This window comes from Pyrinomonas methylaliphatogenes, from assembly GCF_000820845.2.
Lineage (GTDB): Bacteria > Acidobacteriota > Blastocatellia > Pyrinomonadales > Pyrinomonadaceae > Pyrinomonas > Pyrinomonas methylaliphatogenes.
On sequence record NZ_CBXV010000003.1, the window covers coordinates 61,460 to 82,352 of the forward strand.

The window sequence follows — 20,893 nt, forward strand, 5'->3', positions numbered from 1 at the left end:
GGTCACGATGAAATCTTCCGAAAACGATCGAGAGGTCTTTGAACCGACGCCCGCAGTGTACAACCCGCCGCCGGGATTGGATCGCGCGCTTCGTGCGTTACCGCCCGTTCCGCTCGCGCGACCAGCCCCGCGTCGCATCGGGTATTTGGTCAACTACAGTTTTCACATCTGGTACCAGATCTTGATGGAAGTGATGCGACGGCGCGCCGCGCAGTACGGCGCGGAGTTGCTGATCGCGGATGCGCATCTGAGCGTCGCGCGTCAGATCGAAGAGGCGCGGGCGTTCCTCGATGAGGTCGATGGGTTGATCTTGACGCCTGCGGCGACCAGCGGACCCGAAGAGATCTTAAAGCTGGCCGAAGAGCGCGGCATCGAAGTCGTCGTCGAAGCCAACCCGCTCGAAGGGATGAAGACGCTCGTGGCGATTTGCGATTACGACGCTGGCGTCGCTTTGGGGCGCTGGGTTGGCGAAAACATCAGGGGAGCGAGCGGACCGCTCAATCTGCTCGATGTCGCTTTGCCGACCTTGCGCCCCTGTCTGTTGCGCAGCGAAGGTTTCTTGGACGGTTTGCGCTCGGTCCAACCCGACGTGCGACTTGTCGCGCGGGTGAACGGCGAGGGCAATCCGATCGTCGCCCGGCGCGAAGCTAGGCGCATCGTCCAGGAGCATCCGGAGATAGATCTGATCTTCGCGATGGACGATGAGACGGCGCATGGCGCTTATCAAGGGTATCTAGATGCTGGCGGCGATGCGGAAAGGGTGGCGGTGGCGGCTTTCGGTTTAGCTGGCGACGAGGAGAAGAGGTGGTTGATGGAGCGCGGCGCGCTCAAGGTGAGCGCGGCGATGTTTCCCGAATATGTTGCCGTCAGGTGCGTAGACGATCTCATGCGCTTAATTAACGGCGAGAAGCTCGCCCGTCGCGACCAGATCCCGACGCTTCCGATGACGCCTGAGCTATTGCCGCACTTTTATCCGTTGATGGATGGCGCCTGGACGCCCGATTTCAAGGCGATCAGCGCGTTGCCTGTTGCGCGCGAATGCGCTCGTGAATGAAGGCGACACCTCGCACGTTACTCACTCTAAGGATGTGCTGCTGGAGGTTCGAAATGAGACGGCGAACGATTTTCATAGCAAGCTTATCGCTCCTTATGTTCGGTTGGTCGGCGACAGGCGTGGCGCAATCGAACAGCGGCTCGCTCACGGGCATTGTGCGCGATGAGCGAGGGGCGGTCGTTCCGGGCGCGACCGTGCGCGTCACGAACGTGGGGACCAGCGCGACCGAGATCGTCACGACCGATCGCGATGGTCGGTACGAAGTGCCCGTCTTGCCAACCGGGCGATATAAGATCGAAGTCTCCGCAAGCGGCTTCAAGACGACCGAGGTGAGCGATCTTCCGCTCGCCGTGGGCGAACGGGCGCGCGTCGATGTCACATTGCCGGTTGGTGAGGTGAGCGCAAGCGTCACCGTTGCCGACCAGACGCGAGTCGATACCGAGACGACGACCATCGGCGACACGATCGGGACGGAGCGCGTCGAGAATCTGCCGGTCAACGGGCGCGATTTTACCTTGCTTCTAGCGACCGTGCCGGGTTCGGTGCAAACGGGGAATTTCTTCCAAACGAGCATCAACGGCGTGCCGACGTGGTTCGGACAGAGCGTGTTGGTTGACGGAATAGATGCCGGGCGCGGCGATCTGAACGGCATCTCGAACACGCTCGGGCGGATAGATGCGCGCGTCAATCGCATCAGCATGGACAGCATCCAAGAGGTGCAGGTTTTGGAGCAGACCTACTCGGCGCAGTACGGACAAGCGATTGGGGCGATTATCAATCCGATCACCAAATCGGGCACGAACGATCTTCACGGCGGGCTCTTCGAATATTTTCGCCACGACCGGCTCGATGCCAACGATTTCTTCGCCAACGCGCGCGGCGTCGGCAAGACTAAGTTCCGTCTCAACCAGTTCGGCGGCAATCTGAGCGGCCCGCTGGTGCGCGATCGCCTCTTCTTCTTCGCGAACTATGAGGGCGTGAGGCAGAGTCAAGGGACGGTGCTTCAAGGGCTCGTGCCGACACAGGCCTTTCGCGCGACTTTCAAACCGGCGCTCGCGCCCGTGCTCGCTAAGCTCCCGTTGCCGAATGGTCCTCTTTCGCCATCAGACCCGCGGTTGGGGCTCTTCACGAAGATCGAAACGCGCCGATTGCGCGAAGACACGGGATCGGTCAAACTCGATTATCATCTGAGCGAACGGGACCAGTTCAGCTTGCGCTATAATATCGACGATTCGGAGACGATCACGCCTTACGGGATCGCCAAAGATCAGATCGCGCCCGGCTCTTTGCGCGTTCAGCTTTTCAAGTTCTCTCATACGCATACTTTTTCGGGGAGCAAGGTCAACGAGTTTGCCGTCGGTTTGAATCGCAACGTGACCTATCCGCAGGGCGGCGACATGAGCCTTCCGATCTTCAACTTCACTTTCGCCGACGCGGCGATCGCCGGTCCCGGCCCGGCTCTCTTCAGCCAGTTCCGTGCGACGACGGTCGTTCAATTCCTCGATACGTTGAGCGTCGTGCGCGGCAATCATTCGCTTAAATTCGGGACGGACATCCGCTTGAACAGGCGGGCTGCGCGCGTGGACCAGCAGGATACGCTCATCTTCTTCAGCGTGGATGATTTCGCCAACAACGCTCCGTTCATCGCGCAGCGGATCGGCCATCCGACGCTCGGCTATCGCAACGAGAACTTCTCTTTCTTCGTGCAGGATGATTGGAAGGTGCACCCGCGCCTGACGCTCAATCTCGGCTTGCGCTACGACGTGAGCACGCCGAGTCGCGAGCAGTACGGGCGCCTGCAGAATTTCGATCTTCGGACACGCACCTATACGCCAATCGGCGCGCGCGTACATGATCCTGATCTGAACAACTTCGGGCCGCGCGTCGGTCTGGCGTGGGATCTGTTCGGAACGCAACGGACGGTGCTGCGGGCCGGTTTCGGCATCTTTTACAATCAGGAGTTGCCCGCGAGCTTCGGTTCGCCGCAGAACAACACCTATCCGAATTTGACGGTCAACGTCTTCGATGCCTTCTTCGGCGGTTTTCCGCTCTCTTTTCCGTTGGATCCGCGCGTCTTCGCGCTCGCGCCGCCATCATCGAAGGCGATCAACGCGATCGATCCGCACTTGCGCACGCCGTATGCCGAGCAGTGGTCGCTCAACATACAACAGGATCTGAAGATCGGCGTGCTGCAGGTCGGCTATGTCGGCAATCACGTATTGAAGTTGACCGCCGGATCGAGCATCACGGCCTTGAACATCAATCGAGCGGATCCGTTCACTTTAGCGCGTCCGATCCCGACGCTCGGCGATATCTTCATCATCGCCGGTTACCCGCAATCGAACTATCACGCTCTACAAGCGACCTTCAAGCGCCGCTTAGCGCGCGGCCTCGGCTTCAACTTCAACTACACGTGGGGGCATGAGATAGACGATGCCATCGGATTCTTCAAGGATTATCAGAACAACAACAACCTGCGGGCCGATCGCGCCAGCGGAGATCATGATATCAGGCACAACTTCACGTTCGATTTGACCTACGAGGTGCCCTCGCTCCGTCGCCTGATAAGCGGTCTGCCGCGGGCGATAGCCGATGGTTGGCAGCTAAACAGCATCACGCAGATGCGTTCAGGGCTTCCGGTCAACGTGACGGTGACGGGCGGGTTGTTTGGCGGGAGTCTGCGCCCGAATCTGATTCCGGGCGTGCCGATCCGCCCGCCCGATTACAGGTTGCCAGATCGGCAGTTCAATCCAGCGGCCTTCGCCGCGCCTCCTCCGGGGCAGTACGGCAGCCTCGGACGCAACGCGTTGCGCGGCCCCGGTTTCGCGCAAGTCGATCTCTCTTTGTTCAAGAACTTCGCGTTGACCGAAAGGACGAGTTTGCAGTTTCGCGCCGAGGCCTTCAACGTCTTCAATCATCCGAACTTCGCGCTGCCCTTCAGCGGTCTGCAGCGCGATCCGATCAAGAACAGTTTGGTCCCGACCGCCTCCTTCGGTCAAAGTTTTCAGACCGTAGGGAACGAACTTGGCGGACTCTTAGGAGCCGGTGGGCCGCGTCAGGTCCAGCTCGCGTTGCGTTTGATCTTTTGAGGTTCGGCCGCAAAAGGCGCGAACTGGAAGGAAACGCCTCATGGTGGAGCGAAGATCTGCCAGCTTTCCGAAAAGGATGGCCGGGATGTTGAGAGGGGTCTGCGGAGGCATCTGCGCCGTTTTGCTGTTGATCGCCGGCGCACAGGCGCGCGCGGCCTCTTCGATCAGGACCGTTTACATCGTACCGACGAGCCACTACGATTTCGGGTTCGTCGAGCCCCCTGAAGCGGTGCGCGAACGCGCCGCACGCCACATCTCCGAGGTCATTCGCGTCGCGCAAGCGGATCCGGACTTTCGCTGGACCATCGAGAGCGTGTGGCAGGTCAACGAGTGGTTAAAACGCGCCAAGGCTCCGACTTCCGTGCTCCCTAAGGATGAGGCGCGAATCGCTGCGCTCATCAACTTGATCAAAAGCGGACGTCTCGCCCTTTCCGCCGTGTGGGGCAGCATGCACACCGATTTTATGGGGGTCGAGGAGCTCAACCGGCTCTGTTATGACTACGTCAAACTCAAGCGCGCTTACGGGATCACGACCGAACTTGCGGTGATGGATGATGTTCCGGGCCATCCGATGAGTCTCCCTTCGGTGCTCAGCGCGAGCGGCGTGCGTTATCTGCTGGTCGGAGCCAATCTGGGGATCGGCCTGGGTGGCACTTCGCTCGCTCCGGGGCGCGTCCCTTTCTACTGGGAAGGGCCGGATGGCGCGCGCGTGCTCACTTGGGTCAGCCAGACGGCGCGGGGCGGTTACACGGAAGCTCTGACCGATTACTACCTCGACCCGTTCACGCGCGATCCGTACACGGGCAAGACGCCGTACGAGATGTTCAACCCACACGGGGCGGCGAAGGCTCCGCTCCAAATCATGGAAGAGGGCGTGAGCGCGTTGCTCAAGCGTTACGCGGAGGCCGGTTACCCGTACGATGCCGTGCTCGTCATGTACGCGCACGACTTTCTCGAGCCGAGCAATGTCGCCAACCTCGAACGCGCCGTCCGCCTGTGGAACGGCGCGCGCAAATCGCCGCGATTGAAGATCGCGACACCGCCTGAATTCTTCCGCTACATCGAGAGCAAGTACGGCGCGCGACTTCCGACCTACCGCGGCGAGTGGTCCGGTCTCTGGTCCGAAGCCAAGACGCATTCGCCGCAGCTTAGCGCGCTCGCGCGCGCGGCGCACGATTGGACGCCTGCCGCGGAGACCCTTTGGAGCGCCGTGGCGATGACTCGGCCAGTGCCCCATCCGGTCGGCAACTTTTCCATCCTTTACGATCTGATGTTCACCTATGATGAACACAGCGGAGCCGGGAACACGGGCTGGCCGAAGCTGAACTCGTTCGCCGCCTTGCAGGAGCAGAATCGGCAGTATGTCGCTTATTTGACGCGCGCGCGCGCTGAATTGCACTCGCTTTTCGAAGACGGCCTGCGGTTGCTTTCCGCTCCGATGAGGGCGGAGCGACGGGCGGAGAGCTGGCACTTGCTCGTCTACAATCCGCTTTCGTGGGCGCGCACGGATCTAGTCGAAGCGGCGCCGCCGGAAGAGGGGAAGCGCATCGTCGCTATCTATGACGAGGCGGAGCGGCGCGCGGTCGCCTTCGACATAGATGAACGCGGTCGAGCCCTTTTCATCGCGCACGATGTCCCATCCGTCGGTTACAAAATCTTTCGGATCGAAGTAGCTCCTGGCGCGCCCGTTCCCACGCTTAAGAGCGAAACGACAGAGGATACATTGGAAAGCCAGCATTACCGCGTGCGCGTGCGCGCCGATGGGACTATTCAGAGCATCTTTTCGCTAGCGCAGCGGCGCGAACTCGTTGACGGCGCAAGCGAGCTCCCTTTCAATTACCTTCTGCGAACCGAAGGCGATGAGCCTTCGATGATCGCTTTGCCGCTCGCGCCGCAGGTGCGCGTCGAACGCGGGGCGGTGATCAAGCGCGCGATCATCGAGCGCCCGCGTTCAGCCTTCCCGCGCACAGTGATTACGCTTTATGACGACCTCGATCGCCTCGATCTGCGAAACGAGATCGATGCTTCGCGTCTGCCTTTCGTCGCCAACGGGAAGACGTGGCACGATTCGTACTTCTTCGTCTTCCCGTTCGCGCTCGATGCGTCCTCGCTCGTCATAAGGCCGGAGGGGCAGCGCGGTTTTCTGCGCCTGCCGGACGACTATCTGCCGGGCGCGCGGCGTGACGGCGTCACTTCACAACACGTCATCGCTTTGAGCGATAAAAGGGGCGCGCTCGCGCTCGCCCATCGCCAATCTTTCCATTTCGTCTTTCATGGGTATGTGAGAACCGCACGCGCCTCGAGCGAACAAGCCTTTCCGGCGATCTTCACGGGCAAATGGCCGCTCGAGCGGGCGACGCTGTTCGCGAAAGCTTTCCGCTACGGCACGCAGAGCGATACGGAAGATGTGGGAGTGGCGAACATCGAAACGGTCGAGCCGGGGTTGGGCCACCGCTACCTTTTCGACTATTCGTTAGCTTCGTTCGCACAATTCGATCCGGTGGCGAGCGCGCGCTTCGGCTGGGAGCTGAACGTGCCGCTGCGAGCCGTCTACATCCCAGCCGTGCCGGAAGAGGCGAAGCGGAGCCTTTTCGGGGTGGACCAGTCGAACGTTCTGATCCTGGCGATCAAACCATCGAGCACGAACGATCTTTCAGGCATGGTGACGAGCACTCCGCTCGCGCCCCAGGCCAATCGCACGTTCATCCTGCGCTTGCAGGAGATCGCCGGGCGAAGGACGCGCGTTCGAGTGTCATTGCCGGTCGGATTGAACGCGGCGCGCGTCCTCAGCTTAGACGAAGATCGCGTGATTCAAGCGTCGGTTCAAACGAATCCTTTGACCGTCGAACTGGGACCCTACGAGATCGTCACTGTGGAGATGGCAATCGCCAGGCCGTAAACATCTCGCGGGCGAGTGCTGGACCGGCGGGGCTTGAGCGGACTTTTAACGACCATGCGAAGATCGCGCAGAGATTTCCTCAAATTGACAGTTGCCGGAACCGCGGCGGTGCCGTTGCTCGCCGATGCGTCGAGTTTTCAGCGAAGAAGCGCCAAGGATGCTCACGCTGCTGCCATCCCGACGGTCGAAGATCTACGCAGCGTGGCGATGGTCCATCGCTTCGGCGACCTGTTCAATCTGCCGGGATTGACGAACCAGTGGGGCTGCGCGCAGGCGGCGTTCGATCCAGTCGGCATACGGAACATCTCTTTCCCGCCTTACGCGCAAGGCGAGCAGAATACGGCGCCAGCGGGGGCGACGGGCGAAATCGTCACCGGCTTCCTCTACGTGGATGGCGAATATTTCGCGTCGCTCGGCCTTCCGATCGAATTCGTTTGGCGACCGGATCGCATCGAGCGGCGCGCGCGTTACCGCGATTTCCAACTATCGAGTGCGATGATCGTGCCGTTCGAACGGATGGCCGTCGCCGTCGCCTTCACGGTGGAGAATATCGGGCGCGCGCGGCAGGGCCTCGAATTAAGGCTCGGCTTGCGCGGCGGCGTCACAAAAAGCGTCGCGCCATGGGATCAGGCTTACTCTCCCGGCGAATTTGACAACGAGCATCTGGTAGACACCGAGCGCGGCGCCATCCTCTTCAAGTCGCGTCGCACGGCGGCTTACGCCATGCAGGGAGCCTATCCGCGCGCCGACGAAGTGCGCCCCGCCTGGCTCGTCTACCGTTTAAATCTAGCGCCCGGCGAGCGGCGCACGATCACATTCGTCAACGCGATCGGCGGGGACGAAAGGGCGGTCCGGCGCTCTTTCGATGAGCTGGCCCACAACTTCGAGCGCGAAGCTGTGCGCGTGCGCAAAGAGTGGGATGAAGAGCTTGCATCCGCTTTCACGCCGAACAATGCGCGTTTCTCGGGCCATCTGCCCACGCTCGTCACTTCGGAGGGAGCCATTCGCCGGCTCTATCACATGGCGGCGATGAGCGCGCTTTTCTTCAAGCGCACGACGCCCCATTCGATCTATGGGCGCACCTATGTGACGCTCGCGCCGCGCTACTGGCAGACGACCACCTTTTTGTGGGACATCTCGTTGAGCGCGATGTTGCTGGCGATGCTCGATCCTGCCGTTTTGCGGCGCATGATCGAGACGTGGATGCAGCTCGACGTTCACAAGCATTTCGGCACCGAATATCTGACCGGCGCGGGCGTCGGTCCATGGTATTCGGTGAACGATTTTGCGATGTGCCGGATGGCGCGCGAATACTTGCGTTGGAGCGGCGATCGCGCGTGGCTCGACAAACGGGTCGCTGGCGAGCGCGTGATCGATCGTCTCATCGCGTACGCCAGACATTGGCGCGCGCTCGACGTGAACGGCCACGGGTTGGCTGATTACGGTGGCATCTCGAATCTGCTCGAGGCTGTGAGCAACTACGTTCATGAAGTGGCGAGTTTGAACGCGGCGAACGTCTACAACTTGCGTTTCGCGGCGGAACTGCTTGCCGCGCGCGGCGAAACGGGACAAGCGCGCGCGATGAGCGCAGAGGCGGTTGATCTTGTGCGGCGCGTGCTCGAACTCTACGTGCCGGGAGAAGGCATCTGGCGTTGTCGTTTGCCCGATGGCTCTTACCACGAAGTGCGGCACTGTTATGATTTCGGCACGGTGTTGACCTCGATCGGCGACGACTTGAGTTCACAGCAGAAAAGCGAGATGGTCCAGTTCTTCCGCCGCGAATTACAGACGCCGACGTGGATGCGCGCGCTTTCGACGCGCGACACGGATGTCACCTTCAGCATCCGCCCCGATCATCAATGGACCGGAGCGTATGCGGCGTGGCCCGCGCTCGCTTTGAGCGCGCTCTATCGAGCCGGGCGGGCCGATCTGGCCGTAGAATGGATGCGCGGGTTGGCCTCGAGCGCTGGGCAAGGACCGATCGCGCAAGCGCACTTTGCCGAAACCGCCTTTGCGCCGGAAGCTGGTGGGGGCGCGCGCAAGGCGCCGTCGGATCCGCCATACATCAACGATTGGGCTTGCGTCTCGGGCTGCGCGTATCTCGAACCGATCGTCGAATCGCTCTTCGGCATACGGGCCGGTCTATTTGGCGAAATCTCCGCCGAACCGAATTTCGCCTCGTTCGACCCGCGTGCCGAGCTGCGTAATCTGCCTTATCAAGGGAAGCTTTATCTCGCTTCGCGGCGCGGCCTTGAACGGATCTGAGCGTGCTCGTTGAATTTGGAAGTTGTGAGTTGTTTCCCACACGCCGATAGTTAGTCCTCATCCGCGCGCCTTTGCCAACTGCCCTCGAGTGTGGGAGCGCAAGTCGTTCCGTTGCAGCTTGCCCGCACCATTGAGTAGGATTCATCCAGTAATACCCTTCGAAATCGACCGGATAGTTCGCGCCCGAGCGTGGCGGTCCGGCGAGGGCTAAGAATCGTGAATCTCGATGAGGCGGGAAGAGGATCGATGGTTGACGAAGCGCAAAAGTTCAGCGAGCGTTCGCAGAAGATATTGCAAGAGTTGTTGCGCACCGGAGAGGTCTTTGTCGATGAGCTGGCGCGGCGATTGAAAGTTTCGCCGACGACCATTCGCCGTGACCTTACCGAATTGGAACGACAAGGGCTTTTACGTCGGACGCATGGCGGCGCCGTCCCGGTCGAGCCGATGCTCTATGAGCCTTTCCGCCATGTCTCCTCTTTTCAGGAGCAGGAGCGGCAGTTCGCGGCGGAGAAGCGACGGATCGGACTGGCGGCGGCGACTCTGATCGCCGATGGCGAAGTCGTCGCGATCGGCGCGGGGACGACGACGACGCAGGTCGCACGTAGCATACGCCATCGCCGAGGCATCACGGTCATCACGAATGCGATCAACATCGCCATGGAATTGAGTCACCTCGATAACTTGAAGGTGTTCGTCACGGGCGGTCTGTTGAGCGAAGATTGGTTCGCGCTCGTCGGACCGATGGCGATCGATAATACGAGTCAGATCTTCGTCGATAAGGCGTTTGTCGGAGTGGATGGGATACACGCCGAGCGCGGCTTGACTTCGAACTATCCGGATCAGGCGATGATCCATCGCGCCTTGCTGCGTCAGGCGCGCAAGAAGATCGTCGTCGCCGATCGTCGAAAATTGGGCGTGATCGGCACGGCGCTCATCGCGCCGATCGCCGAGGTCGATATGCTCATCACCGACAAAGGGGCTTCGGAAGAATCTCTCGCCCCATTCATCGCACGGGGGCTTACGATTCGGCGCGTTTGAAGATGACCATGAAAGCGCTCCTGCAAAGGCTGGCGTGCCGCTTCGCGTGTAAGGGGGAGCGGTCATTCGTCGCCGTCATGCTCGGCACCTTGGTGATCGCTTGCGCCGCTTTTGCGGGCGACGTGTTTGCGCAACGGCGCACAGGGCATATCGCGCGCGCCGTCGCGTTGATCGAGCGAGGGGAGCTCGTTCAGGCCGAGGCGGAGTTACGCGCCGCTTTGGCTGAACGGCGTGACGAAGCCGAAGCTTTCAACTTGCTCGGGGTGATTCGCGCGCGGCAAGGGCGGACGCGCGAAGCCGAGGGGTTTTTCCGGCGCGCGATCGAGCTGGCGCCGGACGCGATCGGCGCGCGCATCAATCTGGGCCAGCTTTATATGGAATCCCACGATTGGGATCGGGCGTTATTGGCGTTTAGCGAGGCCGCTCGGCTCGCGTCCGATAACGAGGAGGTGGACCGCAACCTCGCCGCGATCTATGCGCAGCGCGGCGATTTCAGCCAGGCGATCGCGCATCTACGAAAGATACCAGCGGCGAATCGAACCGCTCCGGACCTTTATCTTCTCGTCAAATCGTATTTGGAATTGGCAGATAAAGACGAGGCGCTTGAGCTAGCGCGCGCATCGCTTGATCGGTTGCCGTCGGACGATGCTGCGAATTTGGCGACGCTCTTTGCGGCGCGCGGTTTGCTGGACGACGCGATCTCGCTGCTCGAAGCGGCGCAGAGGAGGGACCCGCGCTCTTTCGCGGTTCACTACAACTTGGCGACGGCCTATTATCAGAAGAAGGATCTGGCGCGCGCCGAAGAGCATTACATGGCGGCGCTCGCCATCAAGCCTGAAGATGTCGCGACGTTGCGCGCGCTGGCGCGCGTTGCAAACGCGCGCGGGGAGTGGGAAAAAGCGCTATCTCACCTTGCGCGCGCGCGGAAGCTCGCTCCCACATCCACTGAGATCCTATATGAATTCGGGGTCGCCGCATTGCGTTTGAACCTCTTCCTCGATGCGTTGCCGATCTTCGAACAGTTGCAGAAGCTCCGGCCAAACGAACCGCCGTATATCTACATGCTGGCCGCAGCCTATTTGCAGAAGGGCGATCGTCCGCAGGCGGAGACCTTGATGCGGCGTTACATCGCATTGCGTCCGAACGACCCGGCGGGATACTACCAATTGGGATTGGCGCTTTACGGGTTGAACAGGTTTGCCGAAGCCCGTCAGGCGCTGGAGCGCAGCCTATCTTTGCGCGAACATCCGGAGACGGAGTTCCTGCTCGGTCTGGTCGCGGAGAACGAGGGATCGCTCGATGAAGCGATCCAGCGCATGGAGCGCGTGCTCGCCCTTGCGCCGGAGCATGCGGCGGCACAGGCGACGCTCGGCATCGCGTTGGCCAAGCGCGGCGATTACGAGAGGGCGCGTCTTGCGTTAGAGCGAGCGATCGCGCTCGATCCGCGAAATCGGCGCGCGCATTATCAATTGGGTTTGGTCTATGCGCGGCTCGGCGACAAGGGACGTGCGCGCCAGATGATCGAGATCGCCGAAAAACTGCGCGTCGAAGAGCGCGACCGCGAGCGCGTGATCTTCAAATTGGTCGAACCGCCAACGGAGGAAAGGTGATCTCGACAGCCGAGAGAGAAGCGTTCGCTCTGACTGAGTCGCATTGGGCGTGTGCGAGATCGCGCGGCTCACGAGGTTAGATATTGACACTCGGCGCTCGTCGTATAAAATACGAGCGTTCGTTTTCCTTACGGGCGCGGGTTTCGAAAAGGATCATCAATCGCTGAGCTTGAAGGCGAGGGCGGTGCCGAAACTGAGTCAAGAGGCGATTCAGGAAAGACGGGCGCGAATCGAGGAAGCGGCCAAGGAGCTTTTCATCAAGCGGGGCTTTCATGCCACCTCGATGCGCGACATCGCCGCGCGCGCCGGCACATCGCTTGGCAACTTGTACAACTACTACCGGACCAAGGAGTCGATTCTTGAGTCGATCATCGCGCGCTACCAGAAGGTGATCGACGCCCGGTTGCGCGCCATGCTCGACGAGATCCGCGACCCGTTCGATGCCGAGGATCTGGCGCGCTTCGGACGGCGCGTCAAAGAGCTGGTCGCCGACCATGCCGACTACTGGTTGCTTATGTACATCGACGTGCTGGAGTTCGAAAACCGCCATTTCCGCAAGATGTTCGTCGATCTGGCGCGCAACATGCGGCAGCGGTTCGGCGAACGGTTCAAACAGCTCAAACGCAGCGGCGCGCTCTACGACGGGGTCGATCCGGCGGTCGGGTTCACCGCTGCCTACATGCAGTTCTTCAACTACTTTCTGGTCGAACGCCTCTTTGGCGGCGACCGCCATTTCGGTCTCAGCGACGAGCGCGTGATCGCGCACCTGACGGAGATCTTCCGGCGCGGCGTGCTCCATCCACGACACTTGGAACGCGAGGAGCGGATGGGGAAGCGGACAACGAGGCGCGCTTCGAAAGCTTGAAGCGGCGCGCTTGAAATCAGCCTCGATCTTTAGCGTTCATTAAGACAGACGTTCGTTTTTATTAACACGAAAACGAACGTTCGTTTTTCAGAAAGATTTCACCCGAAGAAAGGAGAGCAGAGAAGATGAGCGATCTCGGACGAGCCTTGCGGACGATCCTGTGGGGCGCGCTGTTGGCGGCGCTCGCGCACGGGCAAGGGGCGACGGGCAACGTGAGCGGCACGGTGACGGACGCTAACGGTGCGGCGGTCGCCGGCGCCACCGTCACGTTGACGAGCACTGCGCTCGCCTTCACGCGCCAGACCAGCACGGATGCGAGCGGAGCCTTCGCCTTTCAACTCCTGCCGCCGGGCGATTACCGCATCGAAGTCGCGGCGCGCGGCTTCAAAACGGTGGTCATCACGCCGGTCGTCGTGCGCGTCACCGAGACGACGGCGCTCGACGTGCGGCTCGAACCGGCGCTCAATCCCGAAACGGTGACCGTCAGCGCGGCCCCGCCGCTCGTGCAGCGCGAATCATCGCAGATCGGGCGCGTCATCGACGAGCGCCCCATCCGGCAACTGCCGCTGCCGACGCGCAACTTCCAGCAACTGCTCGCGCTCTCGCCGGGCGCCTACGCCGGCGTGGCGAACAACACCGAACTCGGGCGCGGCGACGCGATCATCGTCGTCAACGGGCAGCGGACGACGAGCAACAACGTGCGCATCAACGGCATCGACGCCAACTCCATTGGCACCAACTCGACGCCGAACATCGCCGTTCCGGCCACCGACAGCCTCCAAGAGTTCATCGTGCAGACGAGCCTGTACGACGCCTCGCAGGGGCGCAACGCCGGAGGCAATGTCGAAGCGGTGACCCGTTCGGGCGGGAACGAGTTTCACGGCAACCTCTATTACTTCTTCCGCAACCGCGCGCTCAACGCCAACGACTTCTTCTTGAACGCCGCCGGTCAACCGCGCCCCGTTTTAACGCGCAACCAATTCGGCGCGACGCTCGGCGGTCCGGTCATTCGCGACCGCTTCTTCTTCTTCGGTTCCTATCAGGGGACGCGCGAGCGCAACGGCGCATCGCTCAGCAACAGCTTGATGTTCCCGACGATCCCCGCCGCGCTGCGCGACGACAACCGGACGGCGGCTGGACTGGCCGCAGCGTTCGGCGTGCCTGCAGCGGCGATCAGTCCCATCGCGCTCGCGTTGCTGCAGGCGCGCTTCGCCGACGGTCGCTACGTGATCCCGTCGCCGACCACCGCGTCGGGGTTGACGCCGATCTCGAGCATCTCGCGTTTTCGCGAGGACCAGATCAACGCCAACTTCGATCTCATCCTCAGCCCCAAGCACACCCTCTCGGCGAAGAATTTCTTCGCGACCAATCCGACGCACCAAGCCAACTACAACTTCGCCGGATTGGGCAACGGGCCGACGCAGCTTCCCGGCTTCGGCGGGCAACTCGACATCATCCAGACGCTCATCTCGCTCACGGACACTTATGTCATCAACCCGAACACGGTCAACCAAGCGCGCTTCGGCTTCAGCCGTCTGCGCGTCACGTCCGTGCCAGATGAACCGTTCACGGCTCGCCAGTTCGGCATCAACAATCCGCTCGGCAGCATCTTCCCCGGGATGCCGACGATCACCGTCACGGGCCTGTTCACGCTCGGTTCTTCGCCCTTTGCCGATCAATCGTCGCGCATCAACGCTTTTACGCTGCATGATACGATTTCATTCGTCGCGGGTCGCCATCGTTTGCGCGTCGGGGGCGAATACCGCCGCTCGCAGGTCAACTTCTACTTCAACGCATATTCGCGCGGGCAGTTGATCTTTCCGACGTTTGCGAACTTCCTGCTCGGCCAATCGATCTCGATCATCGGCTCGGGCGTTTTCGACCGCGCGTTGCGGACCAACGACCTCTACGCCTTCGTCCAAGACGATTGGAAGGTCAACGAACGGTTGACGCTCAATCTCGGCTTGCGCTACGACTTCTTCGGCTTGCCCTATGACACGCGCGGGCGTCTGGTCAACTTCCTGCCGGACCAGTTTCGCGTCGGTCCGCCGCCCAACGGCTTTGTGCAAGCGGAGAATGCGGCCGCTCCGTTGCCGGGCGTGCCGCTCGTCACGAAGTCGCTCGCGCCGAACGATTGGAACAATTTCGCGCCGCGCGTCGGGTTCGCCTACCAGATGGATCAACGCGGACGACTCGTGCTGCGCGGCGGCTACGGCATCTATTACGATCGCTTCTCGACGCGCTACGCGAACACGCAACTGCTCGACTACCCGTACCTGACGCTGGCGACGGCGATCTTCAGGCCGCTAGCGGACCCGTTCTCCCCCGTCCCTCTGCCGGGCGCCTTTCCGCTGACGCCGACCGTGCCGTCGCCGCTCGGCGCGCCGATCAGCGGCATCTATGTCGCGCCCGACATCAGGACGCCTTACGTGCAGCAGTACAGCTTGAATCTGCAGTGGGAGTTCGCGCGCGATCTGCTGCTGGAAATCGGCTACGTCGGTTCCAAGGGGACGAAGTTGCTGCAGGTGGTGACGCTCAATCAACCCGTTTATGTTCGCGCGAGCAACCAATTCGTCATCCCCTTGAGCCCGTTCCTGTCGACGCAGAAGAACGTCGCTGGCGGCATCCAGCAGGTGCAGACGAGTTCCAACTCGCACTACGACTCGCTCCAAGCGAGCGTGACGAAACGGCTGAGCGCCGGGCTCCAATTTCTGGCCGCCTACACCTTCGGCAAATCGATCGATTACTATTCGGGTTCTGCGGTCAACGAGCTCGCGGCCGTGCCGGGCGATCAACTGAACTGGCGCGCCAACCGCGGCCCGTCGGACTTCGACCGCACGCACCGCTTCGTCGCGAGCTTCGTTTACGATCTTCCGCGCGCAGCGACTGATTCCCAATTAGCGCGGGCGCTGTTGAACGGGTGGCAGGTCGCCGGCATCGTCGTCTTCCAATCGGGCACGCCCTTTTCGGTGGTCGATGCGCCGAACAATTTCATCGTGCAACGAGCCAACATCGCCCCCGGCTTTGCCGGGCGGATCGCGGGCAGCGGCGACGTGCGGCGGCGGCTAGATGCCTATTTCAACACGGCGGCCTTCGTCATCTCGCGCCCCAATCTGAACCCGAACATCAACACGGGCGTGCCGAACAATCCGTTCTTCGATCCGAACGCGCCTTTCGGCAACACGGGGCGCAACTTCCTGCGCGGGCCGGGCCAGCGTAATGTGGATTTTTCGGCCATCAAACGGTTCCCGCTGCGCGAGCGCACCGATCTGGAGTTTCGCGCCGAGTTCTTCAATCTCTTCAACTGGGCCAATTTCGCTAATCCGAACAGCAACGTCGCCGTACCGCAAACTTTCGGGCGGATCACGGCGACGAGCAGCGGCCCGCGCGTCATCCAATTCGCTTTGAAGCTTAACTTCTGAGGGGCGAAAATGGCACGCGAATCCCAATGGGCCGCGCGCTTGGATGCAGAAGCGAGGCGCGGGTTCGAGCTGAAGAAACGATATGAGTGGAGTTGGGTTCTGAGCTAGGCAAACCAGGAGACCTAAGCGGTTCGAGCTGAAGAAGCGATATGAGTGGAGGGAGTTATGCCTTACGTTGAACTCGACGGCGCGAGAGTTTACTACGAAACGCATGGCGCGGGCGCGCCGCTCGTGCTCATCCCAGGCTTCGGCGCGGGCGCGTGGATCTGGTTCAAACAAGTGCCAGCATTGGAGCGCGCGTGCCGGGTCATACTCTTCGACCCGCGCGGCGTCGGGCGCTCCGTGGCGCGCGACGAACCGTTCTCAACCAAGCTCTTAGCCGACGACGTGGCGGCGCTTCTCGACCATTTGGGGATCGAACGCGCCGACGTCGCTGGCGCTTCCTTCGGCGGCTTCGTCGCGCTGGAGTTCGCGCTCGAGCATCCGGACAGGTTGAAAAAGTTGATCCTCTGTTGCACGAGCGCTGGCGGCGCAATGCACGTCGCGCCCGACGCCGAAGTGCTCGTGCGTCTTGCCTCCACGCAAGGGCTCAACACCGAAGAGCGGATGCGCGAGAACCTTCTGCTCGCTTTTTCGCCCGAATACGTCGCGCGCGAACGTGATGAAGTGGAGCGCGTCATCGCTCTGCGCGCAGCCTGTCCGGTGCCCGAGTTCGTCTATCGGCGACAACTGCAAGCGGCGCTCGCCTTCGATGCGGGAGCGCGGCTCGGCGCGATCTCGTCTCCGACGCTGGTCATCACGGGCGATGCGGACCGGATCGTGCCGGCAGAGAATTCGCGCCGGCTGGCGGCGGCGATCCCGCGATCTCGCCTGCAGGTGATCGCGGGCGGCAGTCACTCGTTCTTCATCGAACAGGCCGAAGAGTTCAACCGCGCCGTGCTCGACTTCCTCTTCGAGGATCAGCGGGACTGCGACGAGGACGTGCGCCGCCAAGGCGCGAAAGGAGAATGATGCGTTACGCCAAGATCATCGGGACCGGCTCGCACGTGCCCGAAAAAGTTTTGACCAATGCCGATTTGAGTCGCATGCTCGGCGAAGACATCGATGATTTCGTCTCGAATGTGTTGGGTATACGCGAGCGCCACGTTTGTGCGGAAGACGAAAGCACGGCGGATCTAGCGACCGCGGCGGCGCGCCGCGCGCTCGAAGCCTCTGGAGTCGAGGCCGCCGACCTCGACCTCATCATACTTGCGACTGATACGCCCGAATACCTGTCGCCCGCAACCTCTGTTGTCGTGCAGCACCGTCTGGGCGCGCGCCGCGCCGGCACGTTCGACGTCAACTGCGCGTGCGCCGGTTTCGTCACCGCCTTCGACGTCGCGGCCAAGTACATCGCCGCCGATGAGTCCTACCGCCACGTGCTCGTCATCGGCGCTTACGCGATGAGCAAGTACATCGACTGGAGCGAGAAGAAGACGGCGACGATCTTCGCCGATGGCGCGGGCGCGATCGTCTTGCGCGCGGCGGATGAACCGGGTCCGCTCGCCTCCAAACTCATCGCCGATGGGAGCTTTCACGATTACATGGGGATCTACGCGGGCGGCGCGCGCCTGCCCATCACGGAAGAGGTGTTGCGCGAAGGGCGTTGGAACAAGGTCCGCTTCGCGAAGAAGTATCCGGCGGAAGTCAACCTCGAAGGCTGGCCCGCGATCATCGGCGATGTGCTGCGCCGCAGTGCGCTTTCGGTGGACGACGTGGCGCTCTTTCTCTTCACGCAGGTCAACCGCAGCACGATCTACGAGGTGATGGACCGGCTCGGCGCGCCGCGAGAGAGGGCGCACACCGTGATGGAGAAATGGGGCTACACGGGATCGGCGTGCATCCCGATGGCGCTCGACGATGCCGTGCGCGCCGGCAAGGTCCAACGAGGCGACGTCATCGTGATGTGCGCTTCGGGCGGCGGGTTGAACATGGCCTGCGTCGCTTACAGGTGGTAAAGACGAAACGCAACGAACAGGCCGATGTGAGTCCAACACTGTGCATCGATTTGGCATTCGAAAGACGGAGCGCAAAGACGGACTGGTGAGTTCTTAGATAACGACAACGAACGTGGCGACGAACGAGTTGCTGGGCTGAAGCTGGCGTTTGATAGCTTTTCGGCAACGATCACGACGCGCGATCGGTCCTTCCTGAAGTTGCGCGATGAAGCGCGGACGCTTCTTGAACAGCCCCTTTCGTCCGGTCGCCGAGCGGGTTTGAGCGATGAGGTACAAGAACGTTTACGCGCTCTTCCGCGAGCGCGTCGCGCAGATGCGAGATCGCCCGGCCTTTTGGGAGCGCGGACCGACCGGCTGGACCAGCATCGGTTGGGCCGAATGGGAGCGCGACGCGCACCGTTTCGCCTGGGCATTGCTCGCTGAAGGTCTAACGCCGGGCGCGGCCGTTTGCATCCTCGCGGGCAACGCGCCCGTGTGGCCAACGAGCGACGTCGGGACGATCATCGCCGGCGGCGTTTCGGTCGGCATCTACCCGACCAGTTCCGCCGAACAATGCCGCTACATCATCGATCATTCGGATGCGGAGTTCGTCGTCGTCGACACCGTGGCGCAGGCCGAGAAGATCATGCGCGTTCGCCATGAGCTGCCCAAACTCAAAGGCATCATCGCCGTTGACGAAGAGGCCGCTCGGCGGTTCGCCCTCGTGGCCTACCGCGAATTCTTGCGACGGGGCGAAGCCGCCAGAGCGCGCGTCGAAGCTGAGCAGCGGCGGCGGGCCAGCGAAGCGCACGCCGACGAGACGGCGATCATCGTCTACACGTCGGGGACGACCGGACTGCCAAAGGGCGCGTGTCTGAGCCACCGCTACATCATCAACAGCGTCGAATCGCTGCGCGCGACCGTGCCCATCTACGACTGGGACGTGACCTTCTCCTATCTTCCCTACTGCCACGTCGCCGAACGGATCTCGGGGCTTTACAATCGGCTCTACGCTGGAACGGCGGCCCACTTCGTCACGGATATATCAAAGCTCGATGAGTACATGACCGAGGTGCGCCCGACGGTCTTCGCCAGTCTCCCGCGGTTTTTCGAGAAGATCTACGCGCGCATCCAATCAGACCTTGCGCGCGACACAGAGCGCGAGCGCGCGGCCTTTCGTGAAGCGTTGAAGCTGGGCCATCAGGTGGCGAGCTTGCGGCGCGCGCGGCAACAGATCCCAAGCGAACTACAGCGCGAATACGAACGGCGAGCCCGGCCCGTTCTCGCCCGCGTCCACGACTATTTCGGCGGCAGGTTGCGCTTAGCGACATCGGGCGGCGCGCCGCTGCCTGTGGAGATCGGCGAGTTCTTCGACGCCTGCGGCATCACCATCCTGCAAGCGTACGGGTTGACGGAGAACGTCTGCGTCGCTTTCAACCGACCGGACCGCTACAAGTTCGACGCGGTCGGTCCACCGATGCCCGGATGTGAAGTGCGCATCGCCGAAGATGGCGAGATCATGGTTCGCAGCCAGATGATGTTCAGCGGCTACTACAAAGAGCCGGAACGAACCGCCGAGGTCGTGCGCGACGGGTGGTTGTTGACAGGAGACTTGGGCGAACTCGACGCCGATGGTTTCCTGCGCATCACGGGGCGCAAGAAGGAGTTGATCGTCACCTCCACGGGGAAGAAGATCGCGCCATCGTTCATCGAGAACCTATTGAAAGCGGAACCGCTCATCAGTCAAGCTTTCGTCTACGGCGAAGGGCGAAGTTACTTGGTCGCGCTCCTGACGCTCAACCGCGCCGAAGCGGAGCGGTGGGCGCGTTCTTCGGGGATCGCGTTCAAGGACTTCGCTGAGCTGATCACGCGACCCGAAATCGAAGCGATGGTCCGGCGTGCGGTCGAACAAGTCAACGCGCGCGTCTCTTCAACGGAGCAGATAAAGAGGTTTCTCATTCTCGACCGCGACTTCGAGATCGAGCGTGATGAGTTGACGCCGACGCTGAAGCTTCGCCGCGAGACGATCGCGCGCCACTTCGCCGATCAGATCGCTTGGCTTTATGGGGAAGCGCGCCCTATAGATTAGCTGGTTCCGGCGCCCTTCCGCGCAAGATCCTCACCGATCCCGCTCAAGATCCTCGACGAGGACGACCGCTTCGCCGCGGATCACCGTCTCCCCGCGCTGATTGACGCAGATGGTTTCGAGCGTCACGATGGGCTTGTCTTCGCGTATGTTTGTGATCGCGACTTGCGCCGTGATGGTGTCATTCGGGTAGATCGGGGCGGTGAACTGGAGCGTCTGACTGAGGTAGATGGTCCCGGGTCCGGGGAGTTCGTTGGCCAACAAGGCGGAGATGAGCGACGCGCCGAGCATGCCATGCGCGATGCGCCGTCCGAATCTAGTCCGGCGCGCGAAATCATCATCGAGGTGGACCGGGTTTCGGTCGCCGGTCAGTTCGGCGAATCGTTCGATATCGTCCGCCGTGATCGTCTTTTGAAAGGAGGCGCTATCGCCGATTTTCAATCTCATAAGACCGAAGCGAGCGAAGATGGATTCGGCAGTGAATATAGCACAGGGGGCTGTGCGGGGGCGATCCGTTTGGGGGAGGATGGCGCGACGCTGGGCCAGCGGTTTGCAGATTCGGGCGGACGGATGTAGACTTTCGTTCGCT

Annotated in this window: 12 protein-coding genes; 11 read left to right on the top strand and 1 reads right to left on the bottom strand. The window is 61.7% G+C overall.

Annotated features, from left to right (window positions below; all coding sequences use genetic code 11):
- Nucleotides 1-7 precede the first annotated feature (7 nt).
- The 11 genes from PYK22_RS03770 to PYK22_RS03820 all read left to right on the top strand — a co-directional run bounded on the left by PYK22_RS03770 (nt 8) and on the right by PYK22_RS03820 (nt 20,307).
- Entirely contained in the window at nt 8-1,054 is a 1,047-nt protein-coding gene (locus PYK22_RS03770; protein ID WP_083437581.1) for a sugar ABC transporter substrate-binding protein, read from the top strand.
- Between the two features lie 53 nt (nt 1,055-1,107).
- The gene (locus PYK22_RS03775; protein WP_162199784.1) at nt 1,108-4,143 is read left to right on the top strand and encodes a TonB-dependent receptor; all 3,036 of its coding nucleotides are present in this window, start codon (nt 1,108-1,110) and stop codon (nt 4,141-4,143) included.
- A gap of 85 nt (nt 4,144-4,228) precedes the next feature.
- Complete coding sequence (locus PYK22_RS03780) at nt 4,229-7,042, top strand: glycoside hydrolase family 38 N-terminal domain-containing protein (protein WP_162199785.1); 2,814 nt, start codon at nt 4,229-4,231, stop codon at nt 7,040-7,042.
- A gap of 54 nt (nt 7,043-7,096) precedes the next feature.
- Nucleotides 7,097-9,307: a glucosidase family protein gene (locus PYK22_RS03785; protein ID WP_060635309.1), complete on the top strand. Its 2,211-nt coding sequence runs from the start codon at nt 7,097-7,099 to the stop codon at nt 9,305-9,307.
- 246 nt (nt 9,308-9,553) lie between these two features.
- A complete protein-coding gene (locus PYK22_RS03790) occupies nt 9,554-10,345 on the top strand; it encodes a DeoR/GlpR family DNA-binding transcription regulator (protein ID WP_041974881.1) in 792 nt (263 codons plus the stop codon).
- Between the two features lie 2 nt (nt 10,346-10,347).
- Entirely contained in the window at nt 10,348-11,955 is a 1,608-nt protein-coding gene (locus PYK22_RS03795) for a tetratricopeptide repeat protein (RefSeq protein WP_041974642.1), read from the top strand.
- 184 nt (nt 11,956-12,139) lie between these two features.
- On the top strand, nt 12,140-12,820 hold the full coding sequence (locus PYK22_RS16340; protein WP_211197604.1) for a TetR/AcrR family transcriptional regulator: 681 nt from the start codon (nt 12,140-12,142) through the stop codon (nt 12,818-12,820).
- A gap of 125 nt (nt 12,821-12,945) precedes the next feature.
- Entirely contained in the window at nt 12,946-16,242 is a 3,297-nt protein-coding gene (locus tag PYK22_RS03805; protein ID WP_041974644.1) for a TonB-dependent receptor, read from the top strand.
- Nucleotides 16,243-16,407: 165 nt separating this feature from the next.
- Entirely contained in the window at nt 16,408-17,253 is an 846-nt protein-coding gene (locus PYK22_RS03810) for an alpha/beta fold hydrolase (protein ID WP_041974646.1), read from the top strand.
- Nucleotides 17,253-18,239 carry a 3-oxoacyl-ACP synthase III family protein gene (locus PYK22_RS03815; protein WP_041974885.1) on the top strand — a complete coding sequence of 329 codons (987 nt, stop codon included), beginning with the start codon at nt 17,253-17,255 and terminating at the stop codon, nt 18,237-18,239. Before PYK22_RS03810 ends, PYK22_RS03815 begins: the two co-directional genes overlap by 1 nt.
- Nucleotides 18,240-18,504: 265 nt before the next feature.
- Nucleotides 18,505-20,307, top strand: coding sequence for an AMP-dependent synthetase/ligase (locus PYK22_RS03820; RefSeq protein WP_041974648.1), 1,803 nt, complete (start codon nt 18,505-18,507; stop codon nt 20,305-20,307).
- A gap of 30 nt (nt 20,308-20,337) precedes the next feature.
- On the opposite strand, the gene PYK22_RS03825 is transcribed toward PYK22_RS03820, so the two are convergent.
- On the bottom strand, nt 20,338-20,751 hold the full coding sequence (locus PYK22_RS03825) for a MaoC family dehydratase (RefSeq protein ID WP_041974650.1): 414 nt from the start codon (nt 20,749-20,751) through the stop codon (nt 20,338-20,340).
- Between the last annotated feature and the right edge of the window lie 142 nt (nt 20,752-20,893).

Excerpts from the sequence above, each read along its gene's own strand:
- PYK22_RS03805 (WP_041974644.1), top strand. The coding sequence starts at position 12,946 with ATGAGCGATCTCGGACGAGCCTTGCGGACGATCCTGTGGGGCGCGCTG.
- PYK22_RS03810 (WP_041974646.1), top strand. The coding sequence starts at position 16,408 with ATGCCTTACGTTGAACTCGACGGCGCGAGAGTTTACTACGAAACGCAT.
- PYK22_RS03825 (WP_041974650.1), bottom strand. The coding sequence starts at position 20,751 with ATGAGATTGAAAATCGGCGATAGCGCCTCCTTTCAAAAGACGATCACG.
- PYK22_RS03795 (WP_041974642.1), top strand. The coding sequence starts at position 10,348 with ATGACCATGAAAGCGCTCCTGCAAAGGCTGGCGTGCCGCTTCGCGTGT.
- PYK22_RS03775 (WP_162199784.1), top strand. The coding sequence starts at position 1,108 with ATGAGACGGCGAACGATTTTCATAGCAAGCTTATCGCTCCTTATGTTC.
- PYK22_RS03770 (WP_083437581.1), top strand. The coding sequence starts at position 8 with ATGAAATCTTCCGAAAACGATCGAGAGGTCTTTGAACCGACGCCCGCA.
- PYK22_RS03785 (WP_060635309.1), top strand. The coding sequence starts at position 7,097 with ATGCGAAGATCGCGCAGAGATTTCCTCAAATTGACAGTTGCCGGAACC.
- PYK22_RS03780 (WP_162199785.1), top strand. The coding sequence starts at position 4,229 with ATGTTGAGAGGGGTCTGCGGAGGCATCTGCGCCGTTTTGCTGTTGATC.
- PYK22_RS03815 (WP_041974885.1), top strand. The coding sequence starts at position 17,253 with ATGCGTTACGCCAAGATCATCGGGACCGGCTCGCACGTGCCCGAAAAA.
- PYK22_RS03820 (WP_041974648.1), top strand. The coding sequence starts at position 18,505 with ATGAGGTACAAGAACGTTTACGCGCTCTTCCGCGAGCGCGTCGCGCAG.
- PYK22_RS03790 (WP_041974881.1), top strand. The coding sequence starts at position 9,554 with ATGGTTGACGAAGCGCAAAAGTTCAGCGAGCGTTCGCAGAAGATATTG.